Source organism: Microcoleus sp. PH2017_34_RAT_O_A (assembly GCF_020737885.1).
GTDB lineage: Bacteria > Cyanobacteriota > Cyanobacteriia > Cyanobacteriales > Microcoleaceae > Microcoleus.
On sequence record NZ_JAEQDD010000016.1, the window covers coordinates 51,512 to 71,221 of the forward strand.

The window sequence follows — 19,710 nt, forward strand, 5'->3', positions numbered from 1 at the left end:
GTAGGGACACGGCAGTGACGTGTCCTGGGCCACCGTTGGGGCCCGCCCTTTTCCCCAAATCCGCCCCCGCCAGCCCCACACTTCTGAGGGACACGCTACAATCTAAAGTCGATCGACTTAGCACTCAGAGTCAGAGAGTGCTAAATTTGCTAATGTAAGCGCAAGGAGACAAACATGACCAAAATAGTTGCATTTAGCGACAAATCTCGGCGGGCACTGGAACGCGGCGTCAATCAACTCGCCGATGCAGTCCGCATTACCTTGGGCCCCAAAGGCCGGAATGTCCTACTCGAAAAGAAATTCGGCACTCCCCAAATCGTTAACGACGGTATCACCGTTGCTAGGGAAATCGAACTCGAAGATCCTCTAGAAAATGCTGGCGCTCGCTTAATTCAAGAAGTCGCCTCCAAAACTAAAGATATCGCAGGCGACGGCACCACCACCGCTACCGTGATTGCCCAATCCCTCATTCGCGAAGGTTTGAAGAATGTCGCAGCAGGCGCCAATCCAGTCGCACTGCGCCGCGGGATTGAAAAAACGATCGCCCATTTAGTCCTAGAAATCGCTAAATTAGCGAAACCAGTCGAAGGATCTGCCATTGCTCAGGTCGCCACTGTCTCCGCCGGTAACGACGAAGAAGTCGGCGACATGATTGCTCAAGCAATGGAAAAAGTCACCAAAGATGGCGTCATTACTGTTGAAGAGTCGAAATCTCTGTTGACAGAATTGGAAGTTGTCGAAGGGATGCAGTACGATCGCGGATATCTTTCCCCGTATTTCGTCACCAACAACGATCGCATGGAAGTTGAGTACGAAAACGCTCGCATCCTGATTACCGACAAAAAAATTAACTCCATTCAAGAACTAATTCCGCTTCTTGAAAAAGTTGCCCGCACCGGTTCACCGCTGATCATTATCGCCGAAGATATTGAAGGTGAAGCTTTGGCAACTTTGGTCATCAACAAAGCACGCGGTGTATTGAATATCGCAGCTACCAAATCTCCTGGTTTTGGCGAGCGACGCAAAGCCATGCTACAAGATATCGCCGTTCTGACCGGCGGTCAACTGATTTCTGAAGAAGTCGGACTCAGCATTGATACCGCAACACTAGAAATGCTCGGTACCGCCCGCAAAATTACGATCGACAAAGAAAACACCATCATTGTCGCTGGCGACGAACACAAAGCAGACGTGTTATCACGGATCGAGCAAATCCGCAAGCAGCTAGCAGCGACGGATTCTGACTACGATAAGGAAAAATTAACCGAACGCATTGCCAAACTTGCTGGCGGTATTGCTGTAATTAAAGTAGGCGCAGCTACCGAAACCGAACTCAAGGATCGCAAACTCCGCATTGAAGACGCCCTCAACGCTACTAAAGCTGCTGTGGAAGAAGGTATCGTCGCTGGAGGCGGTACGACGCTGATTCACCTGATTACAAAAATTGATGCCATCAGAAGCACTTTAGACGCTGAAGAGCAAATTGGCGCTGATTTGGTTGCAAAAGCTTTGGAAGCACCTTTGCGTCAAATCGCTGATAATGCCGGTGTTGAAGGTTCGATCGCGATCGAGCGAGTGCGGGCTAGCGAGCTGAACATTGGCTACAACGCTCTCACCGACGTTTACGAAGATATGATTGCCGCTGGAATTATCGATCCGGCTAAGGTAGTGCGATCGGCTTTACAAAATGCCGGTTCCATTGCTGGCATGGTTTTGACCACTGAAGCTGTAATTGTCGAAAAACCCGAGAAGAAAAAAGCTGGTGGCGACATGGGCGACATGGGCGGCATGGGCGGCATGGGCGGCATGGGCGGCATGGGCGGCATGGGCGGCATGGGCGGCATGGGCGGCATGGGCGGCATGGGCATGATGTAGTCATTAGTCATCAGTCATTAGTGCGAACGTCCCCCCCCCGAGCGAACGGGGAGCATCTGGGTTTTGCATTTGTAGTGCTGTCCCGCTCGCGTGCTTTATAAAGCACGCGAGCGGGGACAGCACTGAAAGAAAAAATGCTTTTTGCAAAAATGAGATGCTCCCGAGCGAACGTTATTAGTCATCAGTCATCAGTTAGCAGCTAAAAACTGCCTGGTGACTGCTGGCTTTTGATCCCAAAAATGTCTCTAGCGTCTTTCGGGTGCGCACTGCCCACCTGAAGCTATTAAAGATTTTTCCAAGCAAACGCCTCTTTCCCCATCTCCCCCTCTCCCCCTCTCCCTCTCTCCCCCTCTCCCCATCTCCCCCTCTCCCCATCTCCCTCTCCCCCTCCCTCTTCTCCTTTTGTATCCGATGCGTCTTGTTGAAAAAAAGAGCAGATGCTCTAATTAAGTTATATTCCAAAACATACTATTTCCTGAAATTTTTTGTATTATAGGGAACGGGCCGAAAATTGTACCGGGAACGCCAGCAGTAAAGTGCGAAAAAATATTTGAGTGAGTTAAACTAACTTTAGGAAAAATTTAAAGCTTAACTTGCAAGTGATCAAAAAATACCCATGCAGGAAGTTATCAACTCGTTACAGTCTTTTTTCTCTGACTCTGTTGATGCTTTCCTAGAGTGCGATCGACAGCAAAAGTACATATCGATTAATCCTGTAGCTGCTGCTTGGATGGGATTGGATCCGGCTGAAGCAGTCAACAAAACGAATCGGGAATTGTTGAAATTATATCCCAATAATACAGCTCTAAAAAATATAATCTCTCAGATTGATTCCTGCCTGCAACAAGTATTTATCACAGGGGAAAAAAAGCTGGCAATTCACGAGGTGACGGCGGCAGATGGCGGGATTAAAATTTACGAAACGGCTTACACGCCAGCGCTGGATGTCGCTAACAATCAGATGCGGGTGTTGGGTGTCGGTAGAGATATAACCAGGCACTACCGCTGGCAGCAGCAGAAAACTCAACAGTTGCGTCGCTCGAATCATTTACTGTGGTTGAATGCAGCTAACAGTCCCCTGGCAATGGTAGGCTGGGATGAGAATTTTCGGATCGTTCAGTGGTCGAAACGTGCTGAAGAAATATTTGGCTGGACTTCCGATGATATGCTGGGCAAGCATTTCGGCGATTTGGATTTGGTTTGCGAGGACGATCGAGAGGCTGTAAGTGCGATCGAACTCGAACTAGCCTCCGGTAACGGCAATACTTCAATCAATCAAAATAAAACCAAATGCGGACAAGTTATTTGGTGTCGTTGGTTCAACTCGATTATTCGCAGCGGCGACACTTTTACAGTGCTTTCTTTGGTGGAAGATATCACGGATCGCAAACGGCTGGAAGCAGAAAAAGCCCAAGCTTCTCGCCTCACAGCAATGGTAGCCGATGTCGGTATTGCCCTCACCAAACACCCTCAAGATATCCTGCTTCCCTGTTGCGAGGCAATGGTACGAAATCTCGATGTCGCCTCTGCTGAAATTTGGACTTTTAACTCTCAATACAATATTTGCGAGTTGCAAGCAACCTCTGGAATCTACAGCCGCACAGACGAGGTTGCTAGATTTATTCAAAATAAGGTTAACTCGATCGCCGAACAGCAAAAACCACTATTTGACTGCCGATTTGAACTGAATCATTTGGGGCTAGAGGAGCAAGAATGCGGGGAAGCCACGCCAGCACACAGTTCGCAATTAGCAATTATCGACAGCAGTCACAATCGGGGAAATTGCCAAATCCCCAAGCAAATTCTTACCTTCGCCGGCTATCCTTTAATTGTCGAAGAAAGGCTAGTGGGAGTCATGGTAATTGTCAGCCACCAGTCGCTGACAGTACCCTTTGAAGAAACTTTAGGATCCGTTGCCGATGTCATCGCTTTAGGCATCGAACGCAAGCGCGCAGAAGCTGAATTAAAATCAGCTAGAGGGTTCCTCAATTCCGTAGTAGAAAATCTGCCGTTGGGAGTTTTTGCTAAAGATGCTTCTTCGCTAAAATTCGTGCTGTGGAATAAGGCGGGGGAAACGATCGCAGGTGTGACATCTCAAGAGGCGATCGGCAAAAATGACTACGATATTTACCCGAAAGAGCAAGCTGACGTTTTTACCGCTCAAGACAGGGAAATATTGACCAGCCATCACAACCAATCTCTGGTTAAAGAAATAGCCGAAGAGCCGATCCAAACTCGCCACAAAGGTATGAGAATACTGCACACCCGCAAAGTGCCAATTCTCGACGCTCAGGGCGAGCCTCAGTACGTTTTGGGGATTACAGAAGATATCACCGAACGCAGGCAGGTAGACGAAAGCGTGCGCCTCTACGACCAAATTGTCGAGAATATGCAAATTGGTTTGTACGTCTACCATTTGGAAAATATAGACGATGATAGCACCTTGAGGGCGATCGCCTCGAATCCCGCTGCTACGCGGTTTACCGGGCTAGAAATGGCCGACGTTTTGGGCATGACAATCGACGAGATTTTTCCGCATTTGCGATCGAAAAACATTCCCCAAGCATTTGCTGAAGTAATTCGCAACCAAAAAGCTGTAGAAGTTGAAGATATTGACAGCGACGAATCGGGAAAAATAACTCGTGCTTTTTCTATTAAAGCTTTTCCGTTACCTAACAACTCCGTAGGCGTGGCATTTGAAAATATTACAGATCGCAAGTGCCTGGAAGTAGAACTGCAAGTAGCATTGGCACAAACCGAACGTTCGGAACAACTTCTGCGGACGGTAATCGACAAAACCAGTGACTGGATTTTTGCCAAGAATAAACAATTTCGCTACATTTTGGCCAACAACAGTTTAGCCGAAGCGATCGGTAAAACAGTCGAAGAAATAATTGGCAAATCAGATTTAGAATTAGGATTCTCAGAAGAGCTAGTATTTGGAAATTCCGCACAAAATATCCGAGGATTTCGCACAGACGACTCTGCTGTACTGGCAGGCGAAATCATCCACAATCCCTGCGATGCCGCAACTGTTGCTGATGGTTCAATACATATTTTAGATACCAAAAAAGTCCCTCTGCGCGATACTGAAGGTAATATATTTGCAGTGCTAGGTTTTACTAACGATATTACAAAACGCCATGAATCGGAAGCAGCTTTGCGTAGGAGTGAAGCCAGATTTAGGTCTTTGGTTGCTAATATTCCCGGGGTGGTTTATCGCTGGCAGTGCGATTTTTCAACAAGTTTTATTAGCGAGGCAATTTACTTAATAGCGGGCTACCCGGCTGGGGATTTTATTTCGCGTTTGGACAGCAAAGGCAGAACTTTTGCTAGCATTATTTACCCCGAAGATTTGGCAAAAGTAGAAGCAACTATTCGGCAAGGAATAGAAAATAAACAGTCTTATAATTTAGAATACCGCTTGCTAGCAGCAGACAGCACCGTTAAATGGGTGTGGGATAAAGGTTCTCCAGTGTTCGACGCCGATGGGAGCGTTTCCTGTTTGGATGGGGTAATTTTGGATATTAGCGATCGCTACTACGCCCAAGAAGCATTGCGCCAAAAAACTTCTGAGTTGGAATCTGTTTTTCTAGCATTGCCGGATCTGTATTTCCGCCTCAATGCTGACGGCATTATTTTGGATTATTTGTCAGGAAATTCAGGGGATTTGTACCTGAATTCCGACTCTTTTCTTGGCAAACAAGTGACCGATATATTGCCAACAACCGCCGCTAGCCAGCTAGAACAGGCTCTACTGGAAGTTGCCGAAAATAGAACTCCAGTTAGTCTAGAGTATTCCCTATCCATGCCGTCTGGGGAAGAAACCTATGAAGCGAGATTGCTACCTTTTAACTCGAATCAGGCAATAGTTATCGCCCGCAATATTACCAAGCGCAAACAAGCCGAATCAGAATTAAAAGATAAAAATCGCGAACTAGAGCAAACCTTGGAACAATTAGGCCGGACTCAAGCTCAATTAATTCAAGCAGAAAAGATGTCGAGTTTGGGACAGCTAGTAGCCGGAATTGCTCACGAAATCAATAATCCTGTTAGTTTTATTTACGGCAATATTATTCACGCTAACGAGTATGCAAAAAATTTGCTGCAACTGTGTAGTTTGTATCAAAAAAATTACCCGCAACCAGTGACGGAAATCGCGAATTTTGCTCAAGAAATAGAAGTAGAATTTATGCAAGAGGATTTCCCGAACCTGCTGAATTCAATTGAAAATGGAGCCGATCGCATTCGCGAAATTGTTCTGTCTTTGCGAAATTTTTCCCGGCTGGAAGAATCTGATATTAAGCGTGTTGATATTCACGAAGGAATTGACAGCGCGCTGTTAATTTTGCAACACAAAATCAAAGAAAATGGTAAAAATCGCCAGATTGAAATAGTCAAAGAATATGGAATACTGCCACCGATACAGTGCTATGTCGGACAGTTAAATCAAGTGTTTATGAATATACTAAGTAATGCAATTGATGCTTTGGCAAATGTTAGAAATAGAAAATTGGAATTCGCGAGTGCAACGGATGGGGAACGGCAAAACTTTCCTACTTTACCTTTGGCTTGTGACGCATTTCCTTTGATTCGGATTCGCACGGAGGTGTTGGATAACAATCGAGTGGCGATCGCAATTTCGGATAACGGGTCGGGAATGGCAGAGTCTGTTAAATCTCGGATATTTGACCCGTTTTTTACTACCAAACCAGTCGGTAAAGGTACTGGTTTGGGGCTGTCTATCTCCTATCAGATTGTGGTGGAAAGACACAGGGGCAAGCTGGACTGTATTTCCGCGCCCGGTGGTGGCACTGAATTTGCGATCGAGATTCCTATTAAGCAAAGGTAATTGGTAATTGGTAATTGGTAATTGGTAATTGGTAATTGGTAATTGGTAATTGGTAATTGGTAATTGGTAATTGGTAATTGGTAATTGGTAATTGTAGGGGCGAAGCATGACCGCAATCAATATGAGATGATAACTAATAACTTATATGCGGTCATGCTTCGCCCTCTTCCTCTTCCAAAACCAGATGCACCCGTGATTGGTGATTGGTGATTGGTGATTGGTGATTGGTTATTTAATATAGCGGAGGCAAAACAACAGATTTATTATAAAACATTTATTTGGCTGCGATAATTATACAAAAAAAACTGGTTTTCGATACCTCCCTAATAAGTCACATTCAAACTTATTCATGCCAGATTTAATTGGTAATTATCCAAAAAAAATGATAACCTAATTAAAGATACTAAAAGTAAGGAATATCAACATGGTATACAAAAGCATACATACTTCTAGTGCCGTCACCAAACCAATTAAAGATGATGATGATTCCTACGTTGACTATTTTTATGACGATCCGGGAGCGCTACCGGGAACTCTCGATTTAGAACCCGATGCGCCACCTCCTGAGATTGTATTAATTGACTATTGCGAGACAGGAGCTACCCGAGTCCAATTGGCAAATCCTAGAGAAGCTGCTGCCTATTTAGATACAGAATCTGTTTCTTGGGTGGATATGTTGGGATTGGGAAACAAAGAAACCTGGAGACAAATGGGCGAAGTATTTAATTTGCACGTTATGGCTCAGGAAGATGTAGTTAATGTTCCTCAACGACCGAAAGTTGTAGACTATGAAGAACACCTTTTAATCATTGCTTGGATGGTGATGATTAAACCAAATTCAGATAATTTTCATAAAGAACAAGTAAGTTTTATTTTGGGCAAGCATTACCTACTAACTGTTCAAGAAGAACCGGATTATGATTGTTTTGACCCGGTGCGAGTTCGCATTCGCAAAGGACAAGGAACTATTCGCAAGCACAAAGCAGATTATCTGGCTTATACTCTCCTAGATTCGATTATAGATGGATTTTTCCCTGTATTAGAAGTTTACGGAGAGCGGATTGAAGAGTTAGAGGATGAAGTGGTGGTGCGCCCAACGCGAAAAACTCTTGAAAAAATTTATAAAATCCGGCGAGAATTGCTGACGCTGCGCCGCGCCATTTGGCCGCAGCGGGATGCAATTAATGTTTTGATTCGCGATAGCAGCGATTTGATTAGTCCTGAGGTGCGAATTTATCTGCGCGATTGTTACGATCACACGGTGCAGGTGATGGATATGGTGGAAACTTATCGGGAGTTGTCTTCGGGTTTGATGGACGTTTACTTGTCTTCAGTGGGGAATAAAATGAATGAAATCATGAAATTGCTGACGGTGATTTCGAGTATCTTTATTCCTCTTACTTTTGTGGCGGGAGTATACGGGATGAATTTCAATACAGAGAAATCACCGTTGAATATGCCGGAACTGAATTGGTATTTTGGCTATCCACTTTGTTGGGGGCTGATGCTAGCGATCGCCTCTACTTTAGTTTACTTCTTTTGGCGGCGCGGATGGTTTGAGAATTTTTCTACTCTTAAGGATGACTGAACCCAGGAATTCGATAGAATGCGATCGCCACCCAGGACATTTTTCGGGAGAGGGTGTTGATATGTTTGTTAGCTCTGATTTATTTTAATGGGAGATGCTTCGGTTCAGGTACAATAAATCTGGGGAAAAAGTAGGCGCAGGCGGTTGCGGATTAGCGAAAGCTAGTCTGAGGAAAGTCCGGGCTCCCGAAAAACCAAACTTGCTGGGTAACGCCCAGTGCGAGCGATCGTGAGGATAGTGCCACAGAAAGATACCGCCCCCCATTTAGAGATTGGAGATTGGAGATTGGAGATTGCATCAAAAATCGATCGTCAAAAATCGCAAAGTGTTAGGGGTAAGGGTGCAAAGGTGCGGTAAGAGCGCACCAGCAGCATCGAGAGGTGCTGGCTAGGTAAACCCCGGTTGGGAGCAAGGTCGGAGGGACTATGGTTGGTTTTTTACCGGTTCCGTTCTTTGGTACCGCTTGAGGCGTCTGGTAACAGGCGTCCCAGATAGATAACTGCCCTCGAAAACTGCTTGCAGTTGAGAGAACAGAACCCGGCTTATGTCCGACTTTTTCCCCTCCAATTTTTCGGTAAGGTTCGCCCATCAGCACCCGCACAAATATTTGGGTAACGGAACATTTGGTTTTGTAATGACAAGCTTTTTTCTTAAAATGAATTTGATATTCTTTTCAACAATTCATGCTACTTTATACAAGCTCTAAACCTGGATAGTCATCAGCAAAGGAAATTCGCAATTATAATAAAATCCTAAATGCCCAATCCCCAATCCCCAATCCCCAATCCTAAATCCCCAATCCTAGGGTGCATCTGGTTTTTCAAGAGGGCGAAGCATGACCGCATATAAATTATTAGTTATAATCTCATATTTACTGCGGTCATGCTTCGCCCCTACAAACATATTTGCAAAACCCAGATGCACCCCAATCCCCAATCCCCAATCCCCAATCCCCAATCCTAAATCCTAAATCTAAAATCTAAAATCTAAAATCTAAAATCTAAAATCGTATGATTTATCCAGGTCGCCAAAAGCAACTTGAAATATTAATTGAAAAATTGGGGCTACCGAAGGATGCTTCGATCAAATGGCATCTTGTAGATTTAGCTTTGACTCATGCTAGTGCGTCTGCTAAGGCAAATTACGAGCAATTAGAGTTTGTCGGCGATGCTGTGGTGCGGCTGGCGGCTTCGGAATTGTTGTTTGAAATTTATCCTGACTGTGCGGTGGGGGAATTTGCTGCTATTCGATCGATCTTGGTGAGCGATCGCATCCTTGCTAAAATCGCTGACAGTTACGGGTTCGATCGCTATTTAATCGTTTCCAGCAGCGCCGCCTCGGACAAAACAGGCGCAGTGCCCAGGCTGGCAGATTCTTTGGAAGCCTTGCTAGCCGCCCTTTATTTGAGTGCCCAGACGTTAGAATTAGTTCGCCCTTGGCTCGATCCTCACTTTCAGCGCCTAGCGGCGGAAATTCGCAGCGATCCCGCCCGCCAAAACTACAAAGCTGCCCTCCAGGAGTTGACTCAAGGCAAATATAAAACTTTGCCCAAATATAGCGTGCGAGAAACCGGGACAGTACAGGGCGGCGAGGATCGTTTTACCGCCGAGGTTCACATTCAGGGAGAGTTGGTAGCAGAGGGAAAAGGTCGATCGATCAAAGCGGCCGAACAAGCAGCGGCTCAGGCAGCTTTCAATAAATTAGTCAGTAGTGAGTTGACAGTTGACAGTTGACAGTTGACAGTTGTAATTGGGGATTGGGGATTGGTAATTGGTAATTGGTAATTGGTAATTGGTAATTGGTAATTGGTAATTGGTAATTGGTAATTGGTAATTGGTAATTGGGGATTGGGTGCAGCGGCTTGTGCAAGCAAATATGTTTGTAGGGGCGATCGCATGACCTCCGTCAATATGAGATTATAACTAATAAATTATATGCGGTCATGCTTCACCCTCTTCAAAAACCAGATGCACCCTTGGGGATTGGGGATTGGAATTGGCATTTTTTAGGATTCAAAGAGATCCAATTATTACCAATAATGCTATAATGGGTGTGCGATTCTTGAAATTATCATCAATGAAAATCGGAATAGCTGTATTGGGTGCCGGACGCTGGGGAGTTAACCTAATTCGCAACTTTCTCGAACATCCCAACAGCGAAGTTTTAGCGGTGGTAGACCCGAATCGAGATTCATTGGTGGCTGTCCAAAAACAGTTTCATCTGCATCCCTCGGTGATTCTAGCTACCGATTGGTCACAAATAGAAGCATTGCCGGGACTAGATGCTGTGGCGATCGCCACTCCAGCCTCCACACACTACACCCTCGCAACCGCCACGCTGCAACAAGGCTACCACGTCTTAGTAGAAAAACCCCTCGCCCTCAACCTCAGTGAAGCAATAGAACTCTGTAAATTAGCCCAAAAACAGCAGCGACAACTCTTCGTCGATCACACTTATCTGTTTCATCCCGCAGTCGATCGCGGCCAAACGATTATTCAGCAGCATCAACTCGGAACCTTGCGCTACGGTTACGCCCAGCGCACCCATTTTGAACCCGTGCGGCATGATGTTGATGCCCTTTGGGATTTGGCCGTTCACGATATCGCTATTTTCAATACTTGGCTGGAACAAACCCCTATTCAAGTCAGGGCGACTGGTACTGTATTTCCGAAGTCAGAAGTCAAAAGTCAGGGGGAAGAAGCAATAAATCAAGCAGAAGGATTAGCAGATTTAGTTTGGGTAACGCTGACTTATCCCGACGGATTTCAAGCATTCATTCACCTGTGCTGGCTAAATCCCGACAAACAGCGGCGCTTAACAGTTGTTGGCAGTTTGGGAACTTTGATTTTTGATGAAATGTCGCCGGAAACTCCTCTAATTTTGCAGCGTGGTGGTTCAAATCGGGGGGGCGATGAGGATAATTTTGGCGAAAGTGCGTTAGCGAAGCCCGCCCCTACGGGGGCTACGCCAACGAAGAGGATCGCGTCGCCACCCACAAATCTCAGGTACCGGGAAGTGTTAAATTTAGAACCAGCAGAGCCACTGCGGCGAGTGTGCGATCGTTTCCTCAACTGCGTGCAAACAAATACCCCTTGTCCTAGCTCTTCCGGTGCGGCTTCCGTCGAATTAATCCGCATTCTCAGCACTTTGAGCAAATCCCTCGAACTTGGCGGACAGCCCCTGATACCATTTTAGATTTTAGATTTTAGATTTTAGATTAAGAAAATTATATTATAGCGGTTCTCAGAAAGATTCGCGGACGTTGTTGGGCTTGGGCCCTCTTAGTTTAGTGGTTATACAAGATGTCAGTCATACCTCATCTTTTTGAGAAAGGCTATATGTCCGTTGGAACGATCGCCCTAAAATTGGTTTGTAGTGAGGAATGCGAGTCCTCATAAAAATCCGAGGACTCCCATTCCTCACTACCAACATTTTTTGTAATTCACCAGACATAATATCAGTCATAACTTTTGAAATTTCCCTTTTCCTTTACCAAGTCCGGGCTGTGAAAATAAAAACTTGACTGCTGATTGACAGGCAAAGAAATCATCACCGCAGTACCTTGATCCACACCCGCGCTGTGCAGGGTAATGCTTCCGATCATAGATTCCATGATCCTTCGGGAGATAGCCAAGCCCAAACCGTTACCGCCAAACTTGCGAGTTGTAGAACCATCCGCCATCACAAAAGGTTGAAACAATTTCTGCTGCTGCTCGGGATCTATACCAACTCCGGTATCTTTAATTGTCACCACAACCCAATCGCTTTGGGTGTTGTTGGCGATCCTCTCCGAGGGCTGCGCTAACGCATTTTCCGGCACACTCCCGTTAAAACTACCAGAATTAGTCCTGGCTTCTAACCGCACAGATATACTAATGCTGCCCGACTCTGTAAACTTAACGGCATTGCTCAACACGTTTAAAAATACCTGTTTTAGCTTCTCCGGATCCGCATGAACAATAATCGGATCGTGAGCAGGTGGCAAGTTTAATTTTAAACCTTTTTCCTCAATTTGAGCCGCTTGCAAATCAATCGCGTCTTCAAGTACCTGAGTAATATCAACTACTTCTAACATCAGGGAGAAAGTGCCGGATTCTATTTTAGCAATGTCCAAAATATCATTAATAATATTGAGCAATTGCATTGAAGAGTCATGGGCGCGCTGCAAGAACTCCATCTCTTCATCTCGGTCATCGCAGTAGCCGTCACGCACAATTTGAATAAAACCAATAATTCCGTTGAGTGGCGTTCTCAATTCGTGAGAAATATTTCCCAAAAATTCATTTTTTAACTGATTGGCAACTTGCGCTTCCTTGGTTGCGATTTCCAATTCTCCTGCCCAGGTTCTGAGGCGCTGCACCATGCTGTTGAGAGCTTCTGATAGTTGATTAAATTCTCTAATTTGAAAATTTTCCGGCACTGCTAGGGGCGCTTCTGCTGTATCCACTGTCTGCGCGTAGTCTCTCAGTTTTTCCAAAGGACGCGCTAAGTCGCGAGACAGATATAAAGTCGCGATGATACTAGCAGCAACCAAACCCACAATTAAATTAAATAAAACTTGCTGAATTTCTTCCAAACCTGACAGAGCATAATCTAAACGAGAGACAGCTAAAATAATCCACTTGCTGTTCTCCTTTCTAGTTGAAGGACTCGGGATAGCAGCGTATCCTGCTAGCAACTCTACGCCATTTCTTTCAAAGGAAAATAGGTGGAGAAAAGCCTGTCCGCCAGCCATCGCCCTTCTGAGAATACTTTTTAGTCGATCGGCATCTGCCTCAGCATCGATATTGCGGCCCACGCGGTTGATATTCGGATGCGCCAAAATCGTCCCATCTTGGTCGATCGCCACCGTATAGCCAGCTAGAGAACCCTTCGGAGCACTGGTTTGCACCGGCAGGGCCGACTGCAAACTCAAAGCATAACTCAACTGCCGGGTGTTGCCCCGACGAGTGTAAACTGGAGCGCTCAGCACCAAACTAACTTGGCTGTCGCGAGCTTCTTTACTCGCATCTGGAAAATCCTCACCACCCGAAGCCACCTTCTTGCTGCTGGCTTTTCCCTGTCGCTGGAGAGGCCACGACAGACTGATGTAAACGCTCTTGTCATCCAGCAGAGTTTGCTGCTGCTGCACAGGCGGCCAAAACTTGGCAGGTAGCGACTGAATCGGCTGCTGCCCGCAAGTGCTAGCTATCACTTGATTTGTCTGTACATTAGTCAATTGCAAGCAATCAACCTGGGCTGGCAACCGCTGCCCTAATTGCGCGATAAACTTTTGATAATCCTTCGGCTCTACAGACTGCAACATTGAGTTTTCCGAAGCGCCGATCAGATTGGACTTCAGCGATTTCGACCACTGTTCAATAGTTTCTGCTTTTCTGACTGCACTTTCTGTCAAGTTTAGACGAGCAGTTTCCAGAAGCGTCGAGCGTGCCTTGCGATAGGTAACATACTCCCCCACCAGTAGAACAGGTACGCTGAGCAACAAAATCCGCGACAGTAAAATACGGCGAAAGGAGGATTGACCTAACTTAACCATAGGACATATCAAAATTAAGGTGCAACACCAACAGCGACCATAGTGCAATCAACCAGACGGAAAGCGCGAATCGGTCTAGGGTGCCCTGCTGACCAGACAACACAGCTTCAAAACAACATTTAAACACAATTATAGAAGCCACTGTAGTAATCTCGATTCTAAGTGTGCAACACAAAACTTACTCAAATCAAGCATTTGGCTTAAATTGACGTTTGCTTCCTGCTTCAACCAAGGATGACGGCATCTTGTTGTTCGCAGGCCTTAATTGGGCGCTTGCCTCAGGTACAATGCTCTGGCGGGCATTTTCCAGAATTATTGCTGCATTTAGATTGCAATTGAGGGAAACACCACATCGATCGCAGCTATATACAGGTTCCTTGAGAGGCATTTGCTGAATATTGCCACAGCAAGAACAGGTTTTAGACGAAGGAGACCACCTGTCAACCAGTTCTACCTTGGTTCCCCAAAATGCCACTTTGTAGGTCAAAATTCTGCGGAATTCATCAATACCTAAGCTCTCCAGGTCGATCGCTAATTTTTGATTAGCGATCGTGCCAGAGATATTGAGGTCTTCAATCCGAATCTGGTAGTATTTTCGGCTGATAATATCAGTTGTTATTTTTTTTTGCCCCAAAATTCGTCTGAGGTTAGCAATATCTGCGGGTTTTATTGGTAATTTTTGGTAGTATTTCCAGCCATTGTTAGATGCTCTAATTGTTTGAGTACGGTTCCCTGATTTCTGGTTGCGGTTGTACCACCGATTCTTGATCGACTTGATTTTTGATATTTTCAGGATTTGTGGTGCGATCGTGAATAAGCCATCTGACAACGTGGCAAAGCATTTGACACCTAAGTCAACACCAACAGTCTGAACTTGATGCACTCTGTGTAAATTTTTGTCATCAACAGGCAGATTCCAGGAGACCAACCCTTTGTCTGCTGCCCTAGAGATAGTGAATGTTTTGCTATAACTCACAAATGCTATTGGTTGCTTGAGTCTGAATTTTTCCAAACCAGGGATTGTGCTTTGCTTCCTCTTGAGTCGGACTTGGCGATTAGTAAATGGCATCATTGCTTCACCCTTTGCAGGATATACTCCTGATTTGTTTTTGCTGGTGAAACTATCACCTTTCTTTTTAAATTTGAATCGAGTCAAGCCTGATTTACCTAGTCGCCACCCTTGGATAGCTTTACCTAAATTATTCAGTGCTGATGGATAGATAGCTAATGGATAGCCTTTTATCCAAGCATACTCAGGCTTGATTTTTACCTGATTGGTAAAGACTTTCTGAATATCAGCTAATTGTTGAGAATCACTGGCTTTGATTTCTTCAAATTGCCATGACTGGGTTAGTATGGATAATCGCAAGTTATAAACAAGCCTCGCCAAACTTGCACAGCCATCTAGCAAAGAGCGTTCTTTATTATTCAGTTTTAGCTCTTGTTTCAGACTGTACATTGTTTTACCCTATTTGCAGGTATATCTGCAAATATATCAACAGCTAATAGAAAATGTCAATGACTTTCAAAAGGCACAATAGATTAGGTTTCCTCCCACACAATGAAGAACCATTTGATAAAATTCCACTACAAGCCAATGTAAAAGTAGGTGTGAGATCGAAAATAAAGGCGAGAGGGGATTGGCACAACCGTCTGAGACAAAAATTGGATGAATGGCTGCAATAATGGGAGCGAGATACGGAGATTTGAGGGATTTAGGCAGAAATTTTGCACGTCTGGTGACCAGTCTTTACTTAAAGATGCTCAGCAATTTGTTGGGCAAATGGCTGTGATTTGAATCACACTTCCATTTTCAATTCTCGGCTCGATTTGCAGCCGATCGCCCAGGGGTAAAATCTTTCAGGCTGACAGACGGCAGTGGGTTGAAGGTAGAATGGCATAGATGCACGGTTGCGACCGAAGGTAAGAGGCAAAAACTTGTGTCTCGGGCTAGCGATCGAGAGAGACTTCTGGCTCGATCGCACTTTGGGTCGCGAATGCCTTCGAGGGATACCCCATCAAATGGGCGATGCGAGATTTTGCACCCTGGGAAAGATTTTTTGTGACATAGGATTGATGCGGTAACAATAATTTACCTGTCAAACAATGAGACGATCGAGTCGCCGATCGACTCTCACAACCGTAATTCTGACGAACATTAGCCCAAACAGTGCATCCACGCCACGTCAATTTGCGACCTCGACAATAGTCTCATAGAGCGATGAAAAAAAACTCCACCAATTATACGTATTATTACACAAACAACCGTCCCAGATATCATCACGCTTATTTGGTATCTCCCCTTCTAGAAATGCTGGCGACACTTCAGGATGCCAGCCCGACAAAACTCCGAGTTTTGGATCTCGGCTGTGGCAATGGCAGCCTCAGTCACGTCATCGCAGAGTACGGCTGCGAAGTTGTCGGCGTTGACACTTCTGCACCCGGAATTGCCATCTCCCGTCAAAGTTTCCCAGAGTGTCAGTTTATCCAAGCAGATATTTATGAACTCCCCGATACCGATATGCTGAACTCATTTGATGTTGTCTTAGCCATTGAAGTAATCGAACACTTACTTTATCCGAAAGAACTGGCTAAAAATGCCAAATTATGTCTAAAGCCGGGAGGGATGCTAATTATTTCCACACCCTATCACGGCTATTTAAAAAACCTGATATTAGCTATTTCCGGCAAGTTAGAAAAACATTTTACCGTGCTTTGGGACAACGGACACATTAAATTCTTTTCAGTAAAGACCCTGACTAAATTATTGACTACAGAAGGATATACCGACATTAATTTTAAATTTGCTGGTCGGTGTCCCTATCTTTGGAAATCAATGCTATGTTCTAGTAAATTCAAAGAAAAACCTGAAAATCTATAAACTTTTATTGTTTTTAGTGGCGCTCAGTCAGCCGAATTAATTTCCTTAATTGACAATCAGCCATCAGTCCAAGTAAAAGATAAATTTCAGATTCAAAAATAAAATGACTGTTGGCGTTTGGCGCTCGAAAGGCTATGGCGGTTCTCGAAAAAGTAAAGTATGCCCACGGAAGCCACTCCAGGCCTATGCCTTATGTACCTCATCTTTTTGAGAAAGGCTATATTGTCGGGTCGGGGGTGCAAGTTCGATCGGGCTCGATCGGGCGAAAATGCCTGAAAAGACCAATGACCCATGACCCATGACCCATGACCCATGACCCATTAATCGCCTTTGCAATTCTTATTTTTTCCCTGACTTTTCCCTCAACATTCCACAGCGTTTCCACAGGCAAGTCTGAGGTTTTCCACAGATTTCAAAAAGTTTTCCACAGAAATTAACGGTACGGTCGGATCTTGCTGCGGAATTGGGGATTTCGTTAACCTCTTGCCAAATCCCTGATATAAACCTCTCATATGTAAACTTATGTAACAAAAAAGCCTCAAAAGGCTTATTTTTGCGTAAATCTTTTTTTTACATAAAGGAGTTTGTAATATTTTGCAACATTGACAAACCCACCTATTGATACGCACAATGATGCGACCGACCTAAAAAAAGCGCTCTGATTTCGGCTGTGCCTGTACCTGTATCCGGCCGAAAAGGGGGTTCTATTTTCAATTTATTAGCGAGACTAAAAAATGATGAACCCAACAGTCAGTATTTTTGCCGAAATTCCCGAAACGCTGCACGATTCTCTCAAAATTTACCTGGAAACTCATCCCGAATGGGATCTCGATCGAGTATTCTCCGCCTCCCTGTCGCTGTTTTTGTTGCAGAATGCCGATAGCGGTACGCCGGAAGCTTCCCGCAGCTACCGCCAAGCTGCCAGGGTTTATCTGGAAACTCTGTTTCAATCGCCTCAAGACTTGCACAGCAATAATGTAAGTCCTTTTTAGTTAAAGAGAGGGAGAGGGGGAGAGGGGGAGAGGGGAAGATTAATCGACAATTTTTGAGAAAAATGCTTTAGAAATACGGGAGAATTTACCGATTTTCAATTCCCGATTCCCAATTCCCAATTCCCGATTCCCGATTCCCAATTCCCGATTCCCGATTCCCGATTCCCGATTCCCGATTCCCAATTCCCAATTCCCGATTCTCAATTCCCAATTCCCAATTCGTTAATCTGCAAGCGGTTTTGCGGTATGCCCAGCAAAGAGCGAAAGCCGTGCAAACCCATGTAACATAAAGATTGCGATATTTTTATATATGTAACATGGAAGTTTTAGATACCTTGATTGTGGGTGCGGGGATTAGCGGTTTGAGTTTGGCGCACGCACTTCAAAAAGAAGCAACGAGTGCATCGCCACGGGCGATTTTGGTGGCTGAGAGTCAGGGACGTGTGGGCGGGAATATCACGACTGCGACAGGGGAGGGGTTTCTCTGGGAGGAGGGCCCGAATAGTTTTTCGCCGACGCCGGAGTTGCTGAAGTTGGCTGTGGATGTCGGTTTGAAGCAGGAGTTGATTTTTGCCGATCGCAAATTGCCTCGTTTTGTTTATTGGGAAAAGAAGCTGCAACCGGTGCCGATGACTCCTGGGGCGATGATTCAGTCTCAGTTGCTGAGTTTTCCGGGGAAACTGCGGGCGCTGTTCGGGGCTTTGGGGTTTGTGGGGCCGGCAATGGGTTCTCAACTTTCGCAGCAGGGTGATGAGGAAACTGTTTCTCAATTTTTCCGCCGTCATCTGGGAAAGGAAGTGATGCAGCGCTTGGTGGAACCTTTTGTGTCTGGGGTTTATGCGGGGGATCCCCAACAACTTAGCGCGGCGGCTGCTTTTGGCCGGGTAACAAAGATGGCTGATGCGGGTGGCGGGCTGGTGGCGGGGGCGCTGCTTTCTGCTAGGAAAAGACCCCCCCAACCCCCCCTTACCAAGGGGGGGCTAAAGACTGTTGCAGACCCGAATATTCCGAAGACTAAGCCGGGGGAGTTGGGTTCGTTTAAAGGGGGGTTGCAGGCTCTGCCAGAGGCGATCGCTGCGAACTTGGGCGATCGACTGAAACTCAACTGGCACCTGACTCGACTCGATCGCACGGAACGCGACACTTACATAGCTGTATTTTCTACGCCCGACGGACAGCAGGAAGTTGAGGCCCGAACCGTAGTTTTGACAACACCGGCCTATGTTACAGCCGAGTTGTTGGAGCCTCTGCAACCGTCCGTTAGCAGCGCTTTACAAGCTTTTACTTATCCTACGGTTGCCTCCGTTGTATTGGCATATCCGATCTCGGATCTCAAGGGTAAATTAGTGGGATTTGGAAATTTAATTCCGAGGGGGCAGGGAATTCGCACTCTGGGGACGATTTGGACATCGAGTTTATTTGCCGATCGCGCGCCTGCGGGCTGGCAAACTCTCACCAGTTATATCGGCGGGGCTACTGATTCGGGAATTGGCAATCTTGACGCCGAACAAATTGTTGGGGAGGTGCACCGAGATTTGTCTCAGATTTTGCTGAAGCCGGAGGCGGCGCAGCCGAAAGTGTTGACTGTGAAAATTTGGAAGCGGGCGATTCCTCAGTACAATTTGGGTCATTTCGATCGCCTGCAACAGATCGATCGGGGCTTAAAATCTTTGCCGGGGCTGTATTTGTGCACCAACTACTTTGGCGGTGTGGCTTTGGGAGATTGCGTGCGGAGAGGTTTTGAGCGGGCTCAAGAAGTGGACGAGTATTTGAACGGATAGTATCGATAGTTTTGAGTTGCTCCGGGTGAGCCACAAGCACTCGATCTAGCGCGTGGGAAGGGTTGGCTTACAAATATCTGGATGTCAATCGAAGATATTGGTTAACCAACCGCTCGTAAAAACCTGGACAAAGCTACCCAAAAGTAGTCAATGTTAGACATCTACGTTAGTAATTTTAGTCCACAGTCCTAAAACTACAGGAATA

General features: G+C 45.6%; 15 protein-coding genes and 1 other RNA gene. 9 read left to right on the plus strand and 7 right to left on the minus strand.

Going from position 1 to position 19,710, the window contains the following annotated elements; genetic code table 11:
• Positions 1 to 174: 174 nt before the first annotated feature.
• Positions 175 to 1,875, plus strand: a complete 1,701-nt coding sequence (gene groL / locus JGK11_RS08190; protein WP_293152181.1) for a chaperonin GroEL — start codon at positions 175 to 177, stop codon at positions 1,873 to 1,875.
• 616 nt (positions 1,876 to 2,491) lie between these two features.
• Positions 2,492 to 6,727, plus strand: coding sequence for a PAS domain-containing protein (locus tag JGK11_RS08195; protein ID WP_293211219.1), 4,236 nt, complete (start codon positions 2,492 to 2,494; stop codon positions 6,725 to 6,727).
• Here the strand turns inward: JGK11_RS08195 and JGK11_RS32840 are convergent.
• Positions 6,714 to 6,848 (minus strand): hypothetical protein, encoded by a 135-nt coding sequence (locus JGK11_RS32840; RefSeq protein ID WP_366053511.1) that lies wholly within the window; start codon positions 6,846 to 6,848, stop codon positions 6,714 to 6,716. The genes JGK11_RS08195 and JGK11_RS32840 overlap by 14 nt on opposite strands.
• A 303-nt stretch (positions 6,849 to 7,151) precedes the next feature.
• On the opposite strand from JGK11_RS32840, the gene corA reads away from it, so the two are divergent.
• From corA to rnc, 3 genes are all read left to right on the plus strand, one after another.
• Positions 7,152 to 8,315: a magnesium/cobalt transporter CorA gene (gene corA, locus JGK11_RS08200; protein WP_293177927.1), complete on the plus strand. Its 1,164-nt coding sequence runs from the start codon at positions 7,152 to 7,154 to the stop codon at positions 8,313 to 8,315.
• Between the two features lie 126 nt (positions 8,316 to 8,441).
• Positions 8,442 to 8,876, plus strand: an RNA gene (rnpB, locus tag JGK11_RS08205) — RNase P RNA component class A.
• Between the two features lie 449 nt (positions 8,877 to 9,325).
• Complete coding sequence (gene rnc, locus JGK11_RS08210; RefSeq protein ID WP_293177931.1) at positions 9,326 to 10,048, plus strand: ribonuclease III; 723 nt, start codon at positions 9,326 to 9,328, stop codon at positions 10,046 to 10,048.
• Here the strand turns inward: rnc and JGK11_RS08215 are convergent.
• Positions 9,997 to 10,212: a hypothetical protein gene (locus JGK11_RS08215; RefSeq protein WP_293191225.1), complete on the minus strand. Its 216-nt coding sequence runs from the start codon at positions 10,210 to 10,212 to the stop codon at positions 9,997 to 9,999. The genes rnc and JGK11_RS08215 overlap by 52 nt on opposite strands.
• 179 nt (positions 10,213 to 10,391) lie before the next feature.
• On the opposite strand from JGK11_RS08215, the gene JGK11_RS08220 reads away from it, so the two are divergent.
• A complete protein-coding gene (locus tag JGK11_RS08220) occupies positions 10,392 to 11,510 on the plus strand; it encodes a Gfo/Idh/MocA family oxidoreductase (RefSeq protein ID WP_293191227.1) in 1,119 nt (372 codons plus the stop codon).
• A gap of 114 nt (positions 11,511 to 11,624) precedes the next feature.
• Here JGK11_RS08220 and JGK11_RS08225 read toward each other — a convergent pair whose 3' ends face one another.
• From JGK11_RS08225 to JGK11_RS08240, 4 genes are all read right to left on the minus strand, one after another.
• Entirely contained in the window at positions 11,625 to 11,780 is a 156-nt protein-coding gene (locus JGK11_RS08225) for a hypothetical protein (RefSeq protein WP_293191230.1), read from the minus strand.
• On the minus strand, positions 11,773 to 13,851 hold the full coding sequence (locus tag JGK11_RS08230; RefSeq protein WP_293177940.1) for an ATP-binding protein: 2,079 nt from the start codon (positions 13,849 to 13,851) through the stop codon (positions 11,773 to 11,775). The genes JGK11_RS08225 and JGK11_RS08230 overlap by 8 nt, the downstream gene beginning before the upstream one ends.
• 187 nt (positions 13,852 to 14,038) lie before the next feature.
• Positions 14,039 to 15,310, minus strand: a complete 1,272-nt coding sequence (locus tag JGK11_RS08235) for a transposase (protein ID WP_293177943.1) — start codon at positions 15,308 to 15,310, stop codon at positions 14,039 to 14,041.
• Positions 15,311 to 15,801: 491 nt separating this feature from the next.
• Positions 15,802 to 16,041: a hypothetical protein gene (locus tag JGK11_RS08240; protein ID WP_293177946.1), complete on the minus strand. Its 240-nt coding sequence runs from the start codon at positions 16,039 to 16,041 to the stop codon at positions 15,802 to 15,804.
• A 31-nt stretch (positions 16,042 to 16,072) separates the two neighbouring features.
• Between JGK11_RS08240 and JGK11_RS08245 the strand changes: the two genes are divergently transcribed.
• Both JGK11_RS08245 and JGK11_RS08250 read left to right on the plus strand, forming a co-directional pair.
• Positions 16,073 to 16,732 (plus strand): class I SAM-dependent methyltransferase, encoded by a 660-nt coding sequence (locus JGK11_RS08245; protein ID WP_293196533.1) that lies wholly within the window; start codon positions 16,073 to 16,075, stop codon positions 16,730 to 16,732.
• 737 nt (positions 16,733 to 17,469) lie between these two features.
• The gene (locus JGK11_RS08250) at positions 17,470 to 17,724 is read left to right on the plus strand and encodes a DUF2811 domain-containing protein (protein WP_293152247.1); all 255 of its coding nucleotides are present in this window, start codon (positions 17,470 to 17,472) and stop codon (positions 17,722 to 17,724) included.
• 85 nt (positions 17,725 to 17,809) lie between these two features.
• Here JGK11_RS08250 and JGK11_RS08255 read toward each other — a convergent pair whose 3' ends face one another.
• Positions 17,810 to 17,935 carry a hypothetical protein gene (locus JGK11_RS08255; RefSeq protein ID WP_293177952.1) on the minus strand — a complete coding sequence of 42 codons (126 nt, stop codon included), beginning with the start codon at positions 17,933 to 17,935 and terminating at the stop codon, positions 17,810 to 17,812.
• A gap of 106 nt (positions 17,936 to 18,041) precedes the next feature.
• Here JGK11_RS08255 and hemG point away from each other — a divergent pair, with 106 nt between their 5' ends.
• On the plus strand, positions 18,042 to 19,505 hold the full coding sequence (gene hemG, locus JGK11_RS08260; protein ID WP_293211223.1) for a protoporphyrinogen oxidase: 1,464 nt from the start codon (positions 18,042 to 18,044) through the stop codon (positions 19,503 to 19,505).
• Positions 19,506 to 19,710 lie beyond the last annotated feature (205 nt).

Excerpts from the sequence above, each read along its gene's own strand:
- JGK11_RS08220 (WP_293191227.1), top strand. The coding sequence starts at position 10,392 with ATGAAAATCGGAATAGCTGTATTGGGTGCCGGACGCTGGGGAGTTAAC.
- JGK11_RS08195 (WP_293211219.1), top strand. The coding sequence starts at position 2,492 with ATGCAGGAAGTTATCAACTCGTTACAGTCTTTTTTCTCTGACTCTGTT.
- corA (WP_293177927.1), top strand. The coding sequence starts at position 7,152 with ATGGTATACAAAAGCATACATACTTCTAGTGCCGTCACCAAACCAATT.
- JGK11_RS08250 (WP_293152247.1), top strand. The coding sequence starts at position 17,470 with ATGAACCCAACAGTCAGTATTTTTGCCGAAATTCCCGAAACGCTGCAC.
- hemG (WP_293211223.1), top strand. The coding sequence starts at position 18,042 with ATGGAAGTTTTAGATACCTTGATTGTGGGTGCGGGGATTAGCGGTTTG.
- rnc (WP_293177931.1), top strand. The coding sequence starts at position 9,326 with ATGATTTATCCAGGTCGCCAAAAGCAACTTGAAATATTAATTGAAAAA.
- JGK11_RS08245 (WP_293196533.1), top strand. The coding sequence starts at position 16,073 with ATGAAAAAAAACTCCACCAATTATACGTATTATTACACAAACAACCGT.
- JGK11_RS08235 (WP_293177943.1), bottom strand. The coding sequence starts at position 15,310 with ATGTACAGTCTGAAACAAGAGCTAAAACTGAATAATAAAGAACGCTCT.
- groL (WP_293152181.1), top strand. The coding sequence starts at position 175 with ATGACCAAAATAGTTGCATTTAGCGACAAATCTCGGCGGGCACTGGAA.
- JGK11_RS08230 (WP_293177940.1), bottom strand. The coding sequence starts at position 13,851 with ATGGTTAAGTTAGGTCAATCCTCCTTTCGCCGTATTTTACTGTCGCGG.
- JGK11_RS08215 (WP_293191225.1), bottom strand. The coding sequence starts at position 10,212 with ATGCGATCGCCCCTACAAACATATTTGCTTGCACAAGCCGCTGCACCC.
- JGK11_RS08225 (WP_293191230.1), bottom strand. The coding sequence starts at position 11,780 with ATGACTGATATTATGTCTGGTGAATTACAAAAAATGTTGGTAGTGAGG.